The sequence below is a fragment of the Mangrovibacterium lignilyticum genome (assembly GCF_010882175.1).
Classification (GTDB): Bacteria; Bacteroidota; Bacteroidia; order Bacteroidales; family Prolixibacteraceae; genus Mangrovibacterium; species Mangrovibacterium lignilyticum.
Window position 1 is genome coordinate 1,123,558 of the sequence record NZ_WKLH01000001.1, and the last position, 16,744, is coordinate 1,140,301.

13 protein-coding genes and 2 tRNA genes are annotated in these 16,744 nt (G+C 43.8%); 7 read left to right on the forward strand and 8 right to left on the reverse strand.

Features of this window, described 5'->3' with window-relative positions; translation table 11 throughout:
- Nucleotides 1–100: 100 nt before the first annotated feature.
- On the reverse strand, nucleotides 101–2,617 hold the full coding sequence (locus tag GJV22_RS04595; protein ID WP_163709338.1) for a S9 family peptidase: 2,517 nt from the start codon (nucleotides 2,615–2,617) through the stop codon (nucleotides 101–103).
- 205 nt (nucleotides 2,618–2,822) lie between these two features.
- Between GJV22_RS04595 and GJV22_RS04600 the strand changes: the two genes are divergently transcribed.
- The 5 genes from GJV22_RS04600 (at nucleotide 2,823) to GJV22_RS04620 (ending at nucleotide 9,443) form a co-directional block, all read left to right on the forward strand.
- Nucleotides 2,823–3,170: a hypothetical protein gene (locus GJV22_RS04600; protein ID WP_163709341.1), complete on the forward strand. Its 348-nt coding sequence runs from the start codon at nucleotides 2,823–2,825 to the stop codon at nucleotides 3,168–3,170.
- A gap of 193 nt (nucleotides 3,171–3,363) precedes the next feature.
- Complete coding sequence (locus GJV22_RS04605; RefSeq protein ID WP_163709343.1) at nucleotides 3,364–4,365, forward strand: glutamate ligase; 1,002 nt, start codon at nucleotides 3,364–3,366, stop codon at nucleotides 4,363–4,365.
- A gap of 31 nt (nucleotides 4,366–4,396) precedes the next feature.
- Entirely contained in the window at nucleotides 4,397–5,764 is a 1,368-nt protein-coding gene (locus GJV22_RS04610) for a glutamate--cysteine ligase (protein WP_163709346.1), read from the forward strand.
- A 128-nt stretch (nucleotides 5,765–5,892) separates the two neighbouring features.
- Nucleotides 5,893–7,638 carry an ABC transporter ATP-binding protein gene (locus GJV22_RS04615; RefSeq protein ID WP_163709349.1) on the forward strand — a complete coding sequence of 582 codons (1,746 nt, stop codon included), beginning with the start codon at nucleotides 5,893–5,895 and terminating at the stop codon, nucleotides 7,636–7,638.
- 17 nt (nucleotides 7,639–7,655) lie between these two features.
- Complete coding sequence (locus GJV22_RS04620) at nucleotides 7,656–9,443, forward strand: ABC transporter ATP-binding protein (RefSeq protein WP_163709352.1); 1,788 nt, start codon at nucleotides 7,656–7,658, stop codon at nucleotides 9,441–9,443.
- On the opposite strand, the gene GJV22_RS04625 is transcribed toward GJV22_RS04620, so the two are convergent.
- The 3 genes from GJV22_RS04625 to GJV22_RS04635 all read right to left on the reverse strand — a co-directional run bounded on the left by GJV22_RS04625 (nucleotide 9,444) and on the right by GJV22_RS04635 (nucleotide 11,556).
- Nucleotides 9,444–11,045 (reverse strand): ArnT family glycosyltransferase, encoded by a 1,602-nt coding sequence (locus GJV22_RS04625; protein ID WP_163709355.1) that lies wholly within the window; start codon nucleotides 11,043–11,045, stop codon nucleotides 9,444–9,446. It lies immediately after the preceding gene.
- 209 nt (nucleotides 11,046–11,254) lie between these two features.
- Nucleotides 11,255–11,327 (reverse strand) — tRNA-Phe (locus tag GJV22_RS04630).
- Nucleotides 11,328–11,483: 156 nt separating this feature from the next.
- Nucleotides 11,484–11,556 (reverse strand) — tRNA-Phe (locus GJV22_RS04635).
- A 189-nt stretch (nucleotides 11,557–11,745) separates the two neighbouring features.
- Between GJV22_RS04635 and GJV22_RS04640 the strand changes: the two genes are divergently transcribed.
- The gene (locus GJV22_RS04640; RefSeq protein ID WP_238480276.1) at nucleotides 11,746–12,966 is read left to right on the forward strand and encodes a M16 family metallopeptidase; all 1,221 of its coding nucleotides are present in this window, start codon (nucleotides 11,746–11,748) and stop codon (nucleotides 12,964–12,966) included.
- Nucleotides 12,966–13,604 carry an O-methyltransferase gene (locus GJV22_RS04645; RefSeq protein WP_163709359.1) on the forward strand — a complete coding sequence of 213 codons (639 nt, stop codon included), beginning with the start codon at nucleotides 12,966–12,968 and terminating at the stop codon, nucleotides 13,602–13,604. Before GJV22_RS04640 ends, GJV22_RS04645 begins: the two co-directional genes overlap by 1 nt.
- Before the next feature lie 73 nt (nucleotides 13,605–13,677).
- Here GJV22_RS04645 and GJV22_RS04650 read toward each other — a convergent pair whose 3' ends face one another.
- The 4 genes from GJV22_RS04650 to GJV22_RS04665 form a co-directional block, all read right to left on the reverse strand.
- Nucleotides 13,678–15,114: a monomeric [FeFe] hydrogenase gene (locus GJV22_RS04650; protein ID WP_238480277.1), complete on the reverse strand. Its 1,437-nt coding sequence runs from the start codon at nucleotides 15,112–15,114 to the stop codon at nucleotides 13,678–13,680.
- Between the two features lie 214 nt (nucleotides 15,115–15,328).
- Entirely contained in the window at nucleotides 15,329–15,538 is a 210-nt protein-coding gene (locus GJV22_RS04655; protein WP_163709362.1) for a CCE_0567 family metalloprotein, read from the reverse strand.
- Nucleotides 15,539–15,546: 8 nt separating this feature from the next.
- On the reverse strand, nucleotides 15,547–15,798 hold the full coding sequence (locus GJV22_RS04660; RefSeq protein WP_163709366.1) for a hypothetical protein: 252 nt from the start codon (nucleotides 15,796–15,798) through the stop codon (nucleotides 15,547–15,549).
- Nucleotides 15,799–16,217: 419 nt separating this feature from the next.
- The gene (locus tag GJV22_RS04665) at nucleotides 16,218–16,472 is read right to left on the reverse strand and encodes a hypothetical protein (RefSeq protein WP_163709369.1); all 255 of its coding nucleotides are present in this window, start codon (nucleotides 16,470–16,472) and stop codon (nucleotides 16,218–16,220) included.
- Nucleotides 16,473–16,744: the final 272 nt, after the last annotated feature.

Here is a 16,744-nt window from a genome sequence, read left to right on the forward strand (position 1 = left end):
CGAGTTTCAAACAATCAGAACGATCCACTTTCCACCACTATTCCTTAGTGCAATAATGAAGAGCCTCCGTGTTTATCGAAGGCTCTTCATTATTGATCGCTTATAATTGCTTATCAGGATACATTTCATCCCAATGTTCAGGTTGGTTTTTCAACTTTTTATCGAACCACGAAATAATGGTATCATGCCATTCCAGCCGCTTCTTGTAATCCAGAATATGGTGATCTTGTCCATCCACCAGCACCATCTCAACATCCTTACCCAGAATTTTCAAGGCTGCATAAAACTGCAGGCTCTCTCCGACCGGCACATTCGTGTCAGATGTTCCATGCAATAGCAAGATGGAATTTTGAAATTTATCGGCATTGTACAGCGGGCTTTCATCTACATAAATATCTTTTCGGTTCCAGGGATAGCTGTACCTACCGGCACCGGCATTGTAGGAATACCCCCAATAGCCTTCGCCCCAGTAACTACTCAATGCACTAATCCCGGCGTGAGATATGGCTGTTTTAAAAATATTGGTTCGGGTTTGCAGCAACATCGTTGTAAACCCACCATACGAGGCACCAATACAACCTACATTTTCATCGTCCGCAGTTGGATGCGCTGCTAAAAATTGTTGGGTACCGTCAATAATGTCGTCAATGGCATCCAACCCCCATCCGTTTACATGCAAAGCCGAAAAACCCTGACCAAAACCTGTTGCACCACTGGGTTGCAGAATATAAACCATGTAGCCGTTAGCAGCCCAGGTATTTGCCGGATAACGTCCTCCAAATGAACGATCAATCGGCAATGTACCACCGTAATAATTGACAATCAAAGGGTATTTCTTAGTTGGATCGTAATTCACAGGATAGTAAATACGGCCGTAAATAGTGGTTCCATTTGCATTGGTGAAATTCCAATCCTCATTCTTACCAAACCCAATCGATTGAAAATCATCCTTTTTCGGGAAATCCAACAGCTCTGACTTTCCGCTTTCTAAATCAATCGCGTACAACTTTTGCGGCGAACTAATACTGGTTCCTTCAAATACAGCTGATGCTTTATCGCGGGCGTAACTCATTTTACCCAAAACATCTACCGGCAAATCGATTTTTGTAAACTTCTTCGACTTTAGCTCCAACCGGTAAAGATTGACGTAATCTTTCTCCGCGACCGACAAATAAACGGAGCCATCCCTTGCCCAATGAACATCGTTGATCACCGGGTCAAATTCCCGGGTCAGCGCTTGGGCCGTTTTATGCTGAAGGTCGAAAAGATAAAGTTGATTATCGTAGCTGTTCGGAATTCGTCCTTCGCTCACATTCACGCCAATTTCACCAAAACATTCCGAACCGCCAGTCACCAGCAATTGCTTTCCGTCGGACGAATATTGACAATAGCCGCCATAAAGTTTGTCTTTCCAAACTGTATCGACTTCCATCGTACGAATATCCAATTCATACAGATTCTGTTTACTGAAGGGAATTTCAGCATAATCCATCCGGCTGGTTGAAAAAAGAATCCTGGTTCCATCAGGTTTAATATCCTGCAAGTTTGCCGAAAGGTAACCGGCAGTCAAGGGCGTCACGATTCCATTGCTAAGGTCCAAATGATACAAGAACGATCGATCGCGGAAGTAAGGCAAACGATCATCATTACCATAGATTCGCTTCAAATCACCCGGATCTTTCCCTTTCTCAAAACGCGAGTAGATCAAGTAGTCTTCATTGGGCGACCAGCTAGCAGCACCCATATCTTTAATCGAGGAGGCCACTTTTTGCTCCTCCCCTGTTTTCAGATCGTAAATAAATAAATCCGACAAACCATCCTTTTCAACGGTGTAAGTCAATCGGTCTGTTTTTGGCATCCAGTCGGCCCTGTACGAATCAGCATTGCGCAACACAAACACATTCGTGTTCCGTTCCAGATCGAAAACCCGGGTATGTTTGCTGCTCTCTCCGCTTCCGGGAAGGACTTTGGTATAATTGACTAAAACATATTTCCCCGAAGGTGAAATTTTGGCCGATGAAACCGATTCGCCCTCCAAAACATCGTGAATGTTTAACGGCCGTATTTCATTCAAAGTCCAGTTCAGCATCGCTTCACTCGAGTCACTTTTACAACTGATTGACGCTCCAAGTTTCAGCACTTCCTCTGAACTAATGAGCTTCAGCAGAAGTTGATGTTTGCCATTTGTCAAGGTCAAATCAACATCCACCTGATCCTTACTCACCTGGCTTTGCGATTTTAGTTTTTGACCATCCAGAAACAGTTCATAAATCGCATTGGTGCTCAAACTTACCTGAGCTTTCACCCACCGGTCACTCGAAATATAACCGCACAACTGAATCAACTCATCCGCGACACTGATCTGCGACAATAAGCTATCTGTGCCAACCTCAACGGAATTCCATTCCTTTGTTTCCGGGTTCAGGTCAACTTGAGAATTTTCGAGCAAAGCTGCCCTGTCAAACTCTTTCCCGTCTATCGATCCATCGGCTGCAAATGCAGGCAGATTCAGCTGCACAGCCTCAGAGCTTTTCCATTGAACACATTCAACCTTGTTTTGGGCAAAAACAATCCCACCGCCCCACAGGAGCAGGCAGACTAAAACAAACTTTTTCATAGGCTTTATCTGAATTTTAGAATCTTTTCAAATTGAATCGCCTAAAAATAGCGAGTATAAAAGGAAATAAATATGATAAAGCCCGTAAAAATCTAAAAATCGGACATGAACATCCGAAACAGATTCAACCGGATTCAGTATAACCGGTTAGAGATAGACCAAAATTGAGTTTTCAAACCGACGACAGTCAAAAAATCTTCAACCTATGGAAAATCAATTAAATCAGGTACAACAAGAAATCTTAGATATTCTGTACAACAACGGAAGTCCAGCGGAGAAATCACTTCAAGGCGTATTAAACTATAAGGATGCTAATGGCATCCAACCGCTGCATGATTTTAAGGGTTCTGAAATCTTATACGCCAAAAAGAATTTGGCAAAAATGGGACTCATTGAGGTCATTGAAGCGCAACGACGCCACGACTTGGAAGAAGGTGATGGTTTTACCCGCGTAGGCGACGATGTAACTTTTTACTATTACGATCTGGACAAAAAGTTAAAAATTACTGCAGAAGGAGTCAAGTGGTGTAAAATGCACTTTGCGCAACACTGACCGAAAAACCAGACAAAACACTGAAAACAAATCAGAACTGAGGGAAATTTCATCGATTGAGAAACTGTTTAATCTTTTTGACTGCCCGTCTGTTTTAGTTGGACTGCATACTCCCTTTGCGCCTCTTTCGGAAAACCGCAAACAATTCAACGGGTTTATGCTTAACTTTGAATGCTCCGAACGAAAACAGAAAATGGAAAACCCGAATTACAATTTCACGCCGCTCGCTGGCTACGAAGAATTTGAAGCCACCACACAAATTATTATTGCCGAAATTCTGCGGAGGAAGCTTCCCTTCGAGGTCATTGACGCAAATAATAACCTGATTGCGTTGACCTACAAAGGTAAAGAGTACGTCATTCATGAAGGCACCATCTCGGATGCCAACAGCCTGATTGCATACTGGATTTCAAACGATAAATGGATGACACGCCAGTTTCTGAAAAGAAAAGGCATCCGTCAGGCAAAAGGACTGTTGCTGCAAAACGGATTCGATCCGAAATCACTTGAGACAATCAGTTTTCCTGCGGTCGTAAAACCTGCTGACACGGATCACGGGATTGCTGTAGCCACCAACATTCAATCGCAAGCAGAATTGCAGGAGGCCATCGAACGGGCTTTCACTTTCTCCAAACGGGTGATTGTCGAAGAGTTCTTTGCAGGACGCGAGTTCCGTTTCCTGGTGATTGACGGAATAGTCAGAGCAATCGCTTTCCGCGAGCCGGCAAACATCACCGGCGATGGAAAACACACTGTGGAGCAACTCATTGACCAGAAAAACAAAGGACGCGGAAACGATTACCGCCATCCGCTGTTGAAGATCAAAGTTGACGAAGAAGTTAAAAGACATTTAAAAGCCCAGTCAATCTCTTTGGAAAGTATCTTAGACGCCGGTGAAAAGGTATATTTGCGTAAGAATTCGAATTTGAGCACCGGAGGAGACAGCATTGATGTGACCGATGAGATGCCCGTTTTTTACAACCAAATAGCCGAGCAAGCTGCGCAGGCTGCCGGCTTGAGCATTGCCGGGATCGACATTATCATTAATGATTGGCAAGCTGAACCGTCAACAGACAACTATATTGTTGTGGAACTGAACGCACCGGCTATGTTGTCGATGCACGATTTTCCGTACATCGGGAAAAACAGGCAAGTTGAAAAATATGTCCTTGATAGTATTTTGAATTCCAAATAAGAACGCGTTTATATGCCATGAACTGCCCCCAATGACAGAAATAGAGAAAAAAATAGCAATTCTAAACAAATCCCAACTGATCGATTATTTCGTTCAGGGTTGTACGCCATTCGACGACTGGGGAATTGGTACCGAACACGAGAAATTCCTGTACCGGATTGAAAACTTCAAACGGTTGGGATACAATACCGAATCAGGCATTAGCACCATCCTGAAGCATATGCAAACCTCCGGATGGGAGCCCATCATGGAAAAAGAATTTCTGATAGGACTGCAACAAAACGGAGCCTCAATCACACTGGAGCCGGGAGGGCAATTCGAGCTTTCGGGGAAGAACTTCAAAACCATTCACCACACCTTTATCGAAACAAAGAAACATTTCGAGGAGCTGCGTGCGATTTGCCAGCAATTTGGATTCTTCAGTTTGCCAATGGGTGTTGATCCACTTTGGAAAGTGCAAGATATTCCATGGATGCCCAAAAAACGGTATGCCATTATGAAAGAACACATGCCAACGAAAGGAAATCTGGGGTTGGAAATGATGGCCAACACAGCGACCATTCAGGTCAACCTGGACTATGCCAGCGAAAAAGATATGATTCAGAAAATGCGTGTTGCACAAGCGCTTCAACCCTTTGCTTCGGCTATTTTTGCCAATTCTCCTTTTTCTGAAGGAAAGCCTAACGGCTACCTCAGCTACCGCACACAAATCTGGAACGACACTGATCCGGATCGCTGCGGATTTCAATCTTTCATTTTCGACGAAAGTTTCGGTTTTGAGCGCTGGGTCGATTACTTGCTCGACATCCCGATGTATTTCATTTACCGTGATGGTGAATATTTGTCGGCTAATGGAATCACCTTCCGTGAATTTATGAACGGCAAACACCAATTGTCACCAACGATGGAAGACTGGGAGATTCACTGTTCAACGGTGTTCCCCGATGTCCGCCTGAAACAATACATTGAAATGCGCGGAGCCGATGCAAGCTGTGTGAAACACATCGCGGCACTTTCTGCTTTCTGGGTTGGACTGTTGTATGATGAAGAGAGTCGCAACGAAGCGATGGAACTGATTTCTGGCTGGGATATCAATGAAATTCAGGAAATCCGGGATCAAGTTCCGGTAAAAGGATTGAAAGCAAGCAGCAAACATTTGGATGCAGGAAAGATTTCAAAATATTTATACACCTTGGCTTCAGCCGGATTAACCCGACGGGCCAAACGGTGTGGCACCAACGACGAAAGTCAATACCTGGATCCGGTTCGGTGTATTACCAACAGTGGTATCACGCAGGCTGAACGGCTGTTGGATTGCTACCGGGACGATTTCAACTCGGATTTAATTCAACTGTTGGAAAACTGGCGCGAATTACAATTGCAAAGCTGTCCAAGCTGATCAGTAAATATTAAATAGAATGACGGATGTTAAAAATAAGTTCCCGAATAACAAAAACACCCGCGCATCTGAATAGTCGATTTCCCGTAGAATGGTGAATCGTAAATTGCTCAATAGGAAATAACTTCATGCTTTCAAAACTAAAGTTCTTATTACGTTACACAAATCAATACCGCTGGTGGTATACCGGAGGGATTATTTTCCTGACCCTAACGGTTTGGGCATCGGTTACCATTCCGGTATACATTCAAAAAGCCATCGACCTGATCGCGAATGGCAAAAGTGGAAATGAAGCCGACTTTCAACGAAATATTTTGATTATTGCCGCCCTGGCAATTGGCCTGATCGTTGTCCGCTCGCTCTCGCGCATCTTAATTTTCGTTCCGGCACGCCTGATTGAACGAAAACTAAAAGGTGCCATGTTTAAGAAGCTGGCATCCTTTGGGAAAGACTATTACGATGGCAACTCCACGGGATCGATCATCTCACGTATCAACAACGACATAAATGGGGTGCGGATGATCACTGGCTTTGGAATCCTACAAATCGCAAACATCATCCTGTCGCTTTCCATAACCCCTTATAAAATGTGGCAACTTTCGCCGGCACTGACGCTTTACTGCATCATCCCAATGGTTGTCATTTTTGTTACCGTTCGGGTTGGGATGGCCGTTATGGTGAAATATACGCACATGCGTATGAATACCCTTCAAAGTTTATCAGGAAAAACCATTTCGTTTCTTTCCGGAAACAGTGTCATTAAAAGTTTCAATATTTATAATTATGCCGAAGGTGAGCTGAAAAAAGACAACGAACAGTTGTATGACGAAACCATGAAAATTACCTGGATTCGTTCCTTCATCATGCCGCTGCTTGCCAACCTCGGTCAAATACTCAAAATACTGGTTCTGTTGGTTGGCGGTATGTACGTGATCAACGCGAAATTTACCATTGGTGAGCTGACGGCGTACATCGCGTACGCAGCCTTGCTGGCGCAACCGATCATGGGACTGGGATGGGTACTCACCATTTTTCAGCAAGGGATGGTCGGTATTGACAGCGTTCAAACCATCCTGGCACGCAAAGGAACTGATGACGACAAGCCACATTTGCCGAAAAACGAAAAAGACACTCTTTTTAAGGAAGGGATTCGGGTGAACAACCTAAGCTACACCTTCCACAACGGAGAACAACCCGCCTTGCAAAACATTTCCTTTACCATAAAGCCGGGGCAAGTAATCGGGATAACCGGGCAAGTCGGAGCCGGAAAAACCACTTTAATCAATTGCCTAAACGGACATCTGCGAGCAGGCAAAGGCATGATTTATTTCGGAGAAAAAGACGCGGCTGAAATGCATGGAGAAGATATTCGATCGGTGATTCGGACTGTTAGCCAGGAAGTATTTTTGTTCTCCGACTCGATTGAAAACAACATTGCTTTTGGCTCTGAGAATGCAAAAGAAAAGAATGATTTCGATGAGGTAATTTTCAAAAGTGCCTTCAAAGACGAAATGGCCCGATTCACCAAAAAAGAGAAAACCCTCGTTGGCGAAAAAGGCATTATGCTCTCCGGTGGACAAAAACAGCGAATCAGCCTGGCTCGAGCCCTATACACACCTTGTGATGTACTGATTCTCGACGATGTGTTCTCGGCGGTCGACACTGACACCGAACGTTTCCTGATTAAGCAAATTGTCGATAATCATCCAGCCAAAAGTTTGGTAATCATTTCGAACCGGATTAGTGTATTGGAAAAAACAGACCACACATTGGTATTGGAAAACGGACGAATCGCAGCACAAGGCAGCCCCGATGAATTAATGCAGCAATCGGAGTTTTACCGTGAAATAGCCAAACTGCAGAAGGAAAAATAATTTCGAAAACGAAGATCATGACCAAGATTAAAAATAGTTTTCTACAAGGCAAAGACTGGCAACTGCTTCGGAAGTTCGGACGCTATTTTGTTCCGCACAAAAAGTGGTTCTTCCTAAGCATGGCGTCCATTCCCATCACAACGGTGGCAGGCATCCTGTTTCTTTGGCTGGTTGAAAATATTATTGACCAATACATTGTACCGGGGAATGTGGACGGACTGAAAATTCAGATCGTATTTCTCGCCTTGGTATTAATTCTAAACCTGCTGTTCGACGGAGTTTACAGCTATTCATTCTCCAAGTCGGGTGGTTTGGCAATTGTCGATATTCGGAAAGAATTGTTTGCAAAATCGCTGCGTTTCCCACTGAGCTATTTCGATAAAAAACCAATCGGGGTAACGCTGTCAAGACTCACCAGCGACATGGAATCCATTTCGGAATCGTTTGCTGCTGGGATTCTTGGCTTACTGGCCGACAGTATCAAAACCATCGCTTTGGTGGCTTACCTCTGCTACCTGAATTGGTCACTCACCCTGGTATTATTGTTGGTTGTACCGGTAATTGTTTTGGTGATGCGCTTTTTACGCCAAAAGATGCGGACAGCCTATAACAACTCGCGAACCAGCCTTGCCAAGTCGGCAGCCTACCTGCAGGAATCATTGAACGGGATGAAAACCATTCAACTTTATGCGGCCGAAAATGAAGCTCATCAAAAGTTTGATGAACTGAACAAGCAATATTGCGATGCGCAAAACCACTCCAACGTTTACGATTCGGCATTGTATTCGACTGTTGAAGGAATTACCTCGGTAGCAACAGCGCTGGTAATTTGGTACGGAGCTATCCAAATTTGGGATCATGCATTTACACTTGGCGTACTGATCGTGTTTGTCACAACACTGGAACGGTTGTTTATTCCGGTAAAGCAGTTTGCCCAACAAATATCGACTATACAACGGGCCTTGTCGGCCTTGGAACACGTGAGCGAACTATACGAGCAACCCGTTGAAACAGGAAATACCGGACAGGCACTAACAACACCGCAACCGCTGGCCTTGCAGGAAATTGAGTTCAATCAGGTTTCCTTTCGCTATGCAGAAGATGGTCCCGATGTTCTGAAAGATATTTCCTTCAAACTAAACAAAGGAGATCGACTGGCATTAGTTGGCACAACCGGTTCAGGAAAGTCAACCATCATCAAACTGTTGGCAAAGACTTACACCGGCTACCGCGGGTCCATCAAAATTAACAGCACCGAGCTTCGCGACATTCCTTTGGCCCAATTGCGCGAAACCGTTTCGGTCATGCAGCAAGACATTTTCATGTTCAACAACTCGGTTGAATTCAATATTGCTCTCGGCCGGAAAGCCGTCAGCCACGATGATGTTGTGCAAGCGGCTTCATTTGTATATGCTGACCGATTCATTAACAACCTGCCCAATAAATACCAGTTTGTGGTTCAGGATAATGGAGACAACCTTTCCAAAGGGCAAGCTCAACTGATTTCGTTCGCCAGAGCGATTGCAGGCAACAGCGAGTTGATCATCCTTGACGAAGCAACCAGTGCAGTTGATTCGGTAACCGAGCAATACATTCAGCGAGCCATTGCCAATATCTTCTCTTTAAAAACAGTTATTGCCGTGGCTCACCGCCTCAGCACGATTAAAAACTCCAATCTGATTTTGGTTTTGGAAGAAGGGCAAATCATTGAGCGCGGTAATCACGCCCAACTGCTGGAGCATGGCGGCAAATACGCCCAACTGTTACATCAGTTTGAAGAAGAAAATGCCGAACAGGGAGAATAATCAGTTTGATTCAAACACCAGGTTTTCCTTAGATTCAACAGCCTTGCTTCTGTTGTGATAAACACCCGATGACCGACGGCTAAACAGGTCGTGATCGATGCTTACACGCCGTAAGTTCGGAATACTGTCCATGTAAGTCAAGTTCCGGTCACGACATAATACAAGTACATCTTTGTGATTCCCCAAATAGGCTTCCAGCTCTTTTTCAGTTTGAAATACCGGAATGGGATTTTGCACATAAAAAGCAAAAGCATCGTCGAAGTTCTTGTAGGCAACAACATTTTCGTGAGACCGAACAAGCTCCTCGTATTTACGAATGGGAGATTGATCATCGATGATCTGATACGGACCGGCAAAAAACACAACTGTTGCAAGCATAAAGGTTATCGACATCGCAAGTATTCCTTTCTCCAGTGATTTTCGACTTAAGAAAAGTGCAAGTAGGGCTCCTATTGGTAAAAACAGGAAGAACCAGAAAATCCATGAAACAGAATCCAAAGGTTCAGTATTTTGGGTCAGGAAATAAGCCGCAAAAGGAAACGCGACAGCCAAAAGTGCAAAAATATACAGTTCGGGCTTAACAAGCTTTTTCGTTTGTTTTTCATCCACCAACTTCGCAATACAACCACCAATAATAATCGCAAGAAACGGATATGCTGGTGTCGTGTAGTTAATCAATTTTGTTTTTGAAAATGCGTAGAAAACAGCGACTGATGCAACGGAAATAATCGCAAACAGCAGAATCGGCTCTGCCTTTTTGCTCTTCCAGGCATTTCTGAAAGCCCGAACGGCAAAAACCGAGAAAGGAAGCATTCCGGCAATAATGAAAAGAAAGCTTAGAACAAACGGTCCGCTGTGACTTCCCATCCCACTATTAAAACGATCAAAATTATGCTCCCAGAAAAAACCTTGAGTCCATCGACCACCGGTCTCCATATCAACTGCCAAATACCAGGGCAAACTAAAAAGAAGAGTTAATAGAATTCCCCACCAGGGTTTCAACGCCAGAATTGTTCGCCAGTTGAACGTTTGGGTGGCGAGCAGAAACACAAAAGCCGACAACGCCGGTAATAGAAGCCCGACAGGTCCTTTGGCCAGAATACCCAACCCCAGGAAAATGTACATTCCGCCATACCACTTCCATTTTCCGCTACTCCAGCCCTCGTAAAACAAGTACAGCGAAAGCGTGTGGCAAAAAATCAGGTACGGGTCGGGTGTGGCCACCCTGAACTGGGCAACAACATGCATCGACGAGAGTAAAATCAAAGCCGACCACCAAGCTGCTTTCAGACTGATATGGCGTTTGGCAATCCAAAAGGTAGCCAGTACGATTAACACACCGCACACGGCCGAGAAAAAGCGCGCACTGGCCTCATTCACGCCACCGACCAAATAAGCGATCATCATACCGTAGTACTCCAAAACCGGTTTATCGGTCCGCAGTTCGCCATTAAACGTCGGCACTACCCAATTATTTTGTTGCAGCATCTCACGGGCACATTCTGCATTGCGCGCCTCTGCCACCGGAAAAACACTTGTTCCTCCAAGGAACGAAAAAAACAAAACCAAGCTTAATAAAAAAATCACCAGAAAGTATTTCATCCTTCAAACGTTAATCTCATTGTTCAAACGTAAACATTAAAAGCAAAGAAACAGTTGGGTTTGTATGTATGGAGTAGTATGAATACGAATTTGATAATTTAATCTCAGAAATCTCCGGGAACCTCCATTTTTTTTTGTCCTCCCTTTTAGAAAAAGCCAAATTAAAAAACAAAAAAAGAGGAAAGACTTTCATCTTTCCTCTTGACCGGTGGTGCCACCTGGAATCGAACCAGGGACACATGGATTTTCAGTCCATTGCTCTACCAACTGAGCTATGGCACCGTTGGTGTGCGACTGCAGCATTTTGCAATTGCGGTCGCAAATATAGTAGAAAACTTTAGAGTAACGAACGGATTTTCATTTTCATCAAAAAAAAATATTTCCCCAACAACAAGGAGATAAAAAAAGGGGAAAGATTTTCATCTTTCCCCTGACCGGTGGTGCCACCTGGAATCGAACCAGGGACACATGGATTTTCAGTCCATTGCTCTACCAACTGAGCTATGGCACCGTTGGTGTGCGACTGCGGTGTTTCGCAATTGCGGTTGCAAATATAGAGCAAAATTTTTGACTTCAAAATAAAAAATAAGGCCCTCGAATGTTTTTTCCGGCTCTTTCGTTAGAAATCTCTCTTTTTCATGAAATTATCGATTGTATTTATTTCGCGTATTCCTACTTTTGCACTCCAATTAAGCATCACGTGAAAATAGACACAAGCATATTATCGAATGGAATCAGGATAATCCACCAACAAGTAGATTCTCCGGCGGCACATTTCGGCATCATCCTGAATACCGGCTCGCGCGATGAGCTGATCGAAGAACAGGGTATTGCCCATTTCATTGAGCACGTCATTTTTAAAGGAACCAAAAAACGGAAGGCCTACCATATCCTCAGTCGTATTGAAGATGTGGGCGGGGAAATGAATGCCTACACCACCAAAGAGGAAACAGCCGTCTATGCAACCTTCCTGAATGAATATTACAGCCGGAGCATGGAGCTCATCAGCGACATCATCCGGAACAGTACCTTCCCCGAGCGTGAAATCGAACGGGAGAAAGAAGTCATTATTGAGGAAATCAATTCGTACAAAGACAGCCCTTCGGAACAGATTTTTGATGATTTTGACGAATTGCTGTTTGATGGCCACCCTATTGCCCGAAATATTCTCGGAACACCTAAATTGGTTAAATCGTTCAAGCGCAACGACATATTGCGCTTCATTATAAACAACTACCACACCGATGAAATGGTGTTAAGTTCTGTGGGTAATATTCCATTCGAACGTTTTCGCTCCCTTGCTGAAAAGTATTTCGCTGAAATACCAGCCAAATTACGTATTGAAACGCGTCAACCTTTCGACAACTATATCCCGGGTTTCAAGCAGGTAAAGATGGACACCTACCAAAGCCATTGCGTGATTGGCAACATTGCTTACAACGCACAAGATGAAAAGCGCATGGGGATGGTTTTACTAAATAGTATTCTTGGAGGCCAATCGATGAACTCGCGCCTGAACCTGACCCTGCGCGAACGCAACGGAATAGCCTACAATGTTGAATCGAATTACACGGCTTTTTCGGATACCGGCCAGTTCAATGTTTACTTTGGGACCGATCGTGAAAACCTGGAGAAAGCCATTCGCTTGGTGAAAAAAGAGTTTAAACTGATTCGGGAGAAGAAATTGGGACGGCTACAACTAGCCAAGGCAAAAAAACAGCTGATTGGACAAATAGCAATCTCCAGTGAAAACCGCGATGACCTGATGCTCACACTTGGGAAAAGCTTTTTGCTATACAATAAAATTGACAGCCTGCCGGTGATTTACAAGAAGATTGAGGGGATAACTGACAGTCAGTTGCTGGAAATTGCCAACGAGGTGCTGGACAACAATGCCCTCAGTACTTTAATTTACGAGTGATGAAACCAAATTACGAACTCGACAAATACATTCTGGAACACAGTTCGCCCGAGGATCCGGTGTTATATGAATTGGATCGGGAGACCAACATCAGTATTTTGCGACCGCGAATGCTTTCCGGACACATCCAGGGCATGTTGCTGACCATGCTCTCTCATATGATTCAACCGAAACGAATTTTGGAAATCGGAACTTTTACCGGCTACTCAGCGATCTGCCTGGCCAAAGGGCTATCGGAAGACGGGAAATTACACACGATTGAGCTTAATGACGAACTCGAATGGATTGCTTCCAAGTACATTGAAAAAGCTGGTCTGCACAACCAAATCGTGCAACACATCGGCGATGCATGCGAAATCATACCAACACTGGCTGAAACCTTCGATTTTGTTTTTCTGGATGGCAACAAACGGGAATACAGCCGCTACTACGACCTCGTGTTCGATCAAGTAAGCCCCGGCGGTTATATTTTGGCCGACAACATTCTATGGGACGGAAAAGTGGTTGAAAAAGTTGATCCACGCGACGAACAAACCATCGGCATCCTTGAGTTCAACCAAAAGGTGAAAGACGACGCTCGGGTGTCACAGGTTATTCTGCCACTTCGTGACGGCTTAATGCTGATCCGGAAAAACTGATCATTCGCCGTGTTCTGTGATCATCCACTTTCACCTGACAATTAATGACGGTTTTCTTACTCGTGTCTCACGACTACTTGGAAAGCTCTTTCATCGAGTTAATAAAGTACTTTTTCGCTTTGGCTGATTTGATATTGGCCCCCGGTCCGGCAATGCATCCGCCTTCGCAAGCCATGACTTCGTAGAATTGGGCATTGACTTTGCCTTTTTCCATCTGTTTCATGGTACGAATCATCGCTTTATCAATTCCATTAATGGTTTCATAGCTGAAATTCTCAACCTGCTTTTCAGCTAAAACAGACGCGAGCACTCCCCCACTCTGTGCGAATCCCCGTGATTCTTTGGTGTACGATTCCACAGCAATGCCTTCCATTTTCACCGGATTGATCTCCATACCTTCCATAATGGCATCCAACTCTTCGAAACTCAAAACATAATCAGCACTGTTCTGATCGCGGGCCTCTTTGCGCTTAGCCACACACGGTCCGACAAACACCAACCTGGCATTCGGATATTTTTCTCGTAACTCTTCGGCCGTATAAGCCAACGGTGATGGCGTGTGCGATACGTAAGGTGCTAAACCCGGAACATGTTTCCGAACTGTCTCAACATAAGACGGGCAACAAGATGTTGTCATAAACTTTTGGCCTTCCTCCAATTTTTCTTTTAGCTCGAGAGCTTCGTTGCTGGCAGTTTTCTCGGCTCCACGAGCAACTTCAACAACTTCGGAGAAACCAATTTTTTCAATGGCAGCAAAAACCTGAGCCGGAGTTTCGGCATATTGGGCCAGAATTGAAGGAGCGACCATCGCGATTACCTGTTCTTTACGCTCAATGGCTTGCATAACATCGATAATCGACGACAGCTCAAAAATGGCCCCAAACGGACAAGCAGTGATGCATTTTCCACAGTACACGCACTTATCAGCATCAATCTCTTCTTTGCCATGCTCATTCTTTTTGATGGCACCAACCGGACAAGCTTCTTCACAAGGAATCGGCATATAAATAATCGCATGATAAGGACAAGCTTTCTGACACAGTCCACAGTTCACGCAAGCTTCCGGCTTAATCTCGGTTTGTCCTGACGGAGTGAAACGAATGGCATTCTTCGGGCAGTTCATCACACAAGGACTGGCAACACACCCCCGACAAAGATTGGTAACCATATAATTCGCCTGCACGCAGCCGGCACATGCCTCATCAACGACGGTCAAAATCGATTCCGACGGCTGCTTCCGTTCCAACGATCCCTTTGCATATTCATTTAAGGGGTGTAAATCAATATCATCTTCAGGAACCTCGTATCCTAAAAGCGGTAACATTTTGTATCGGGTAATCGCCCTTTCTTTATAAATACAGCAACGTCCTCTTGCCTGACGATCTTTAGGATACAACTCAACCGCAAGGGAATTAATTTTCGTTTCAAGTTCTCCAGCCTGAAACATGCGTACTAAGCGGGCAATCAGCTCGTGACGGATAATCATCACGTTATTTACATATGCAGCCATCGTGTCAAAAATTTGAGGCCACAAATGTAATGGTTTTTTATGCTGAAAAACATGTTTCAAGCTTATTTAAAAGCATTCTACGCTACCGGAAGAACAGTTCAGTAAAGACTGTAGAAATTTATCATACAACCACATAGCCATACCTTCCTGGCAGATCGGACAAAAAAAAGAGGGCAACCCAAAGGCCACCCCCACAAGGCTAATTCATGTTCAGTTAAACGCCCTTGATTTGTTTTAATTCTTTCAACTTGTCGCTCCAGGCTTTGCACGCAGCATAAGCCTCTTCAGCGAAAGCGGGAATTTCTTCAAAATCAGTCATCAGGCGGTCTTCGATTAAGTCGTGCAATTCGCTGGCCTTTTGACCCGCTTTAAACTTCAACTTATTCACCTCTGTTTCCAACTTCGCGATTTCTTCGTCACTCATATTTCCTCCTATTTTTCGTCGTTACTGGTTGTTTTGATCGAACTTATTTTCGCCCAGTCGTAATAAGAATTACTCACTTGTCCATCTTGGGTTTCAGAAACCCAAAGCACTGATTCTTCGAGGAAAAATGTAGCTCCTTCGAGTATTTTTCCTTCATTCAACTGGATTTTTACACCTTTGCGCTGCTTCCTCGATAAACTTCCATGCAACGGCATCGTAGCGTATTCGATCACTTTTTCCCAAGTCTGTTTAACATCCATCTCAATTTTCTTTTTGGTTATGCCCAACAAAACCGCAAGAATGGTGCAAACACAGGACAAGAACTGATAACGAGCCAGTTATAAAACAAAACATTACAATATTGTAGGAAAAAACAAACACGAAGTACAAATAGGTAGGAAGAAGTTTCCTGTCACTTTGCTGATGATCAGCTAATCATGGATTGGACCGCTCTGCTAATCCCAAATAAGCTGCAGATAGAAATGAACTAACTCCGCAGTTGTGCAGAAACATTGAGAAATAAAAAAGGCAGTATGATTTAGCGCCAGCCACTAAAACATCTGCCTAATAATAAGTTTAAATACTTTTTGATAGACTTTCCCTTTGATCGCTCTCACAAAGTAGTCCATTGCTAACGAATGACGGTGAGCCGTATCAAAGACAATCTATTTCAGGTAAATTAATTGTTGGAGTGTGATCCGGTCCGATCTGTCTTAATCGAACTGATATCCGACCAATCGTAATAAGAACTATGGATCTTTCCGTCAAGTTTTTCAAAAACCTTTAGAAAAGCGTCCTCACAAGCAAATGTTGCGCCTTCAATAACCTTTTCACCATTTAACTCAATTCTAACACCTTTGCGTTGTCTCCTTGCGTACCCTTCCTCCGTTGGCATGGTCGCGCATTCAATTACTTTTTCCCATGTCTCTTTCATATCTTTCTCATTTATTCCACGTTATATTCCACTACAAGAATACAAAAAATAAAAGAAATCATAAAAAAGAGTCTAATGCTGAACAACAGTAACTTAAGAACAAAAACAATACAAAACTGACCGTTTTCAATTGCCCAATAGTGAAAAATTAAGAAAATCTATATTTAGGATTTAAAACTCGTTTTATATGCAATTAAGTTCATTTCAAGCGTTAACAAACAGAAAAGAGGCCATCCAAAACGGACACCCCCTTTCAATAAAACAACCATATC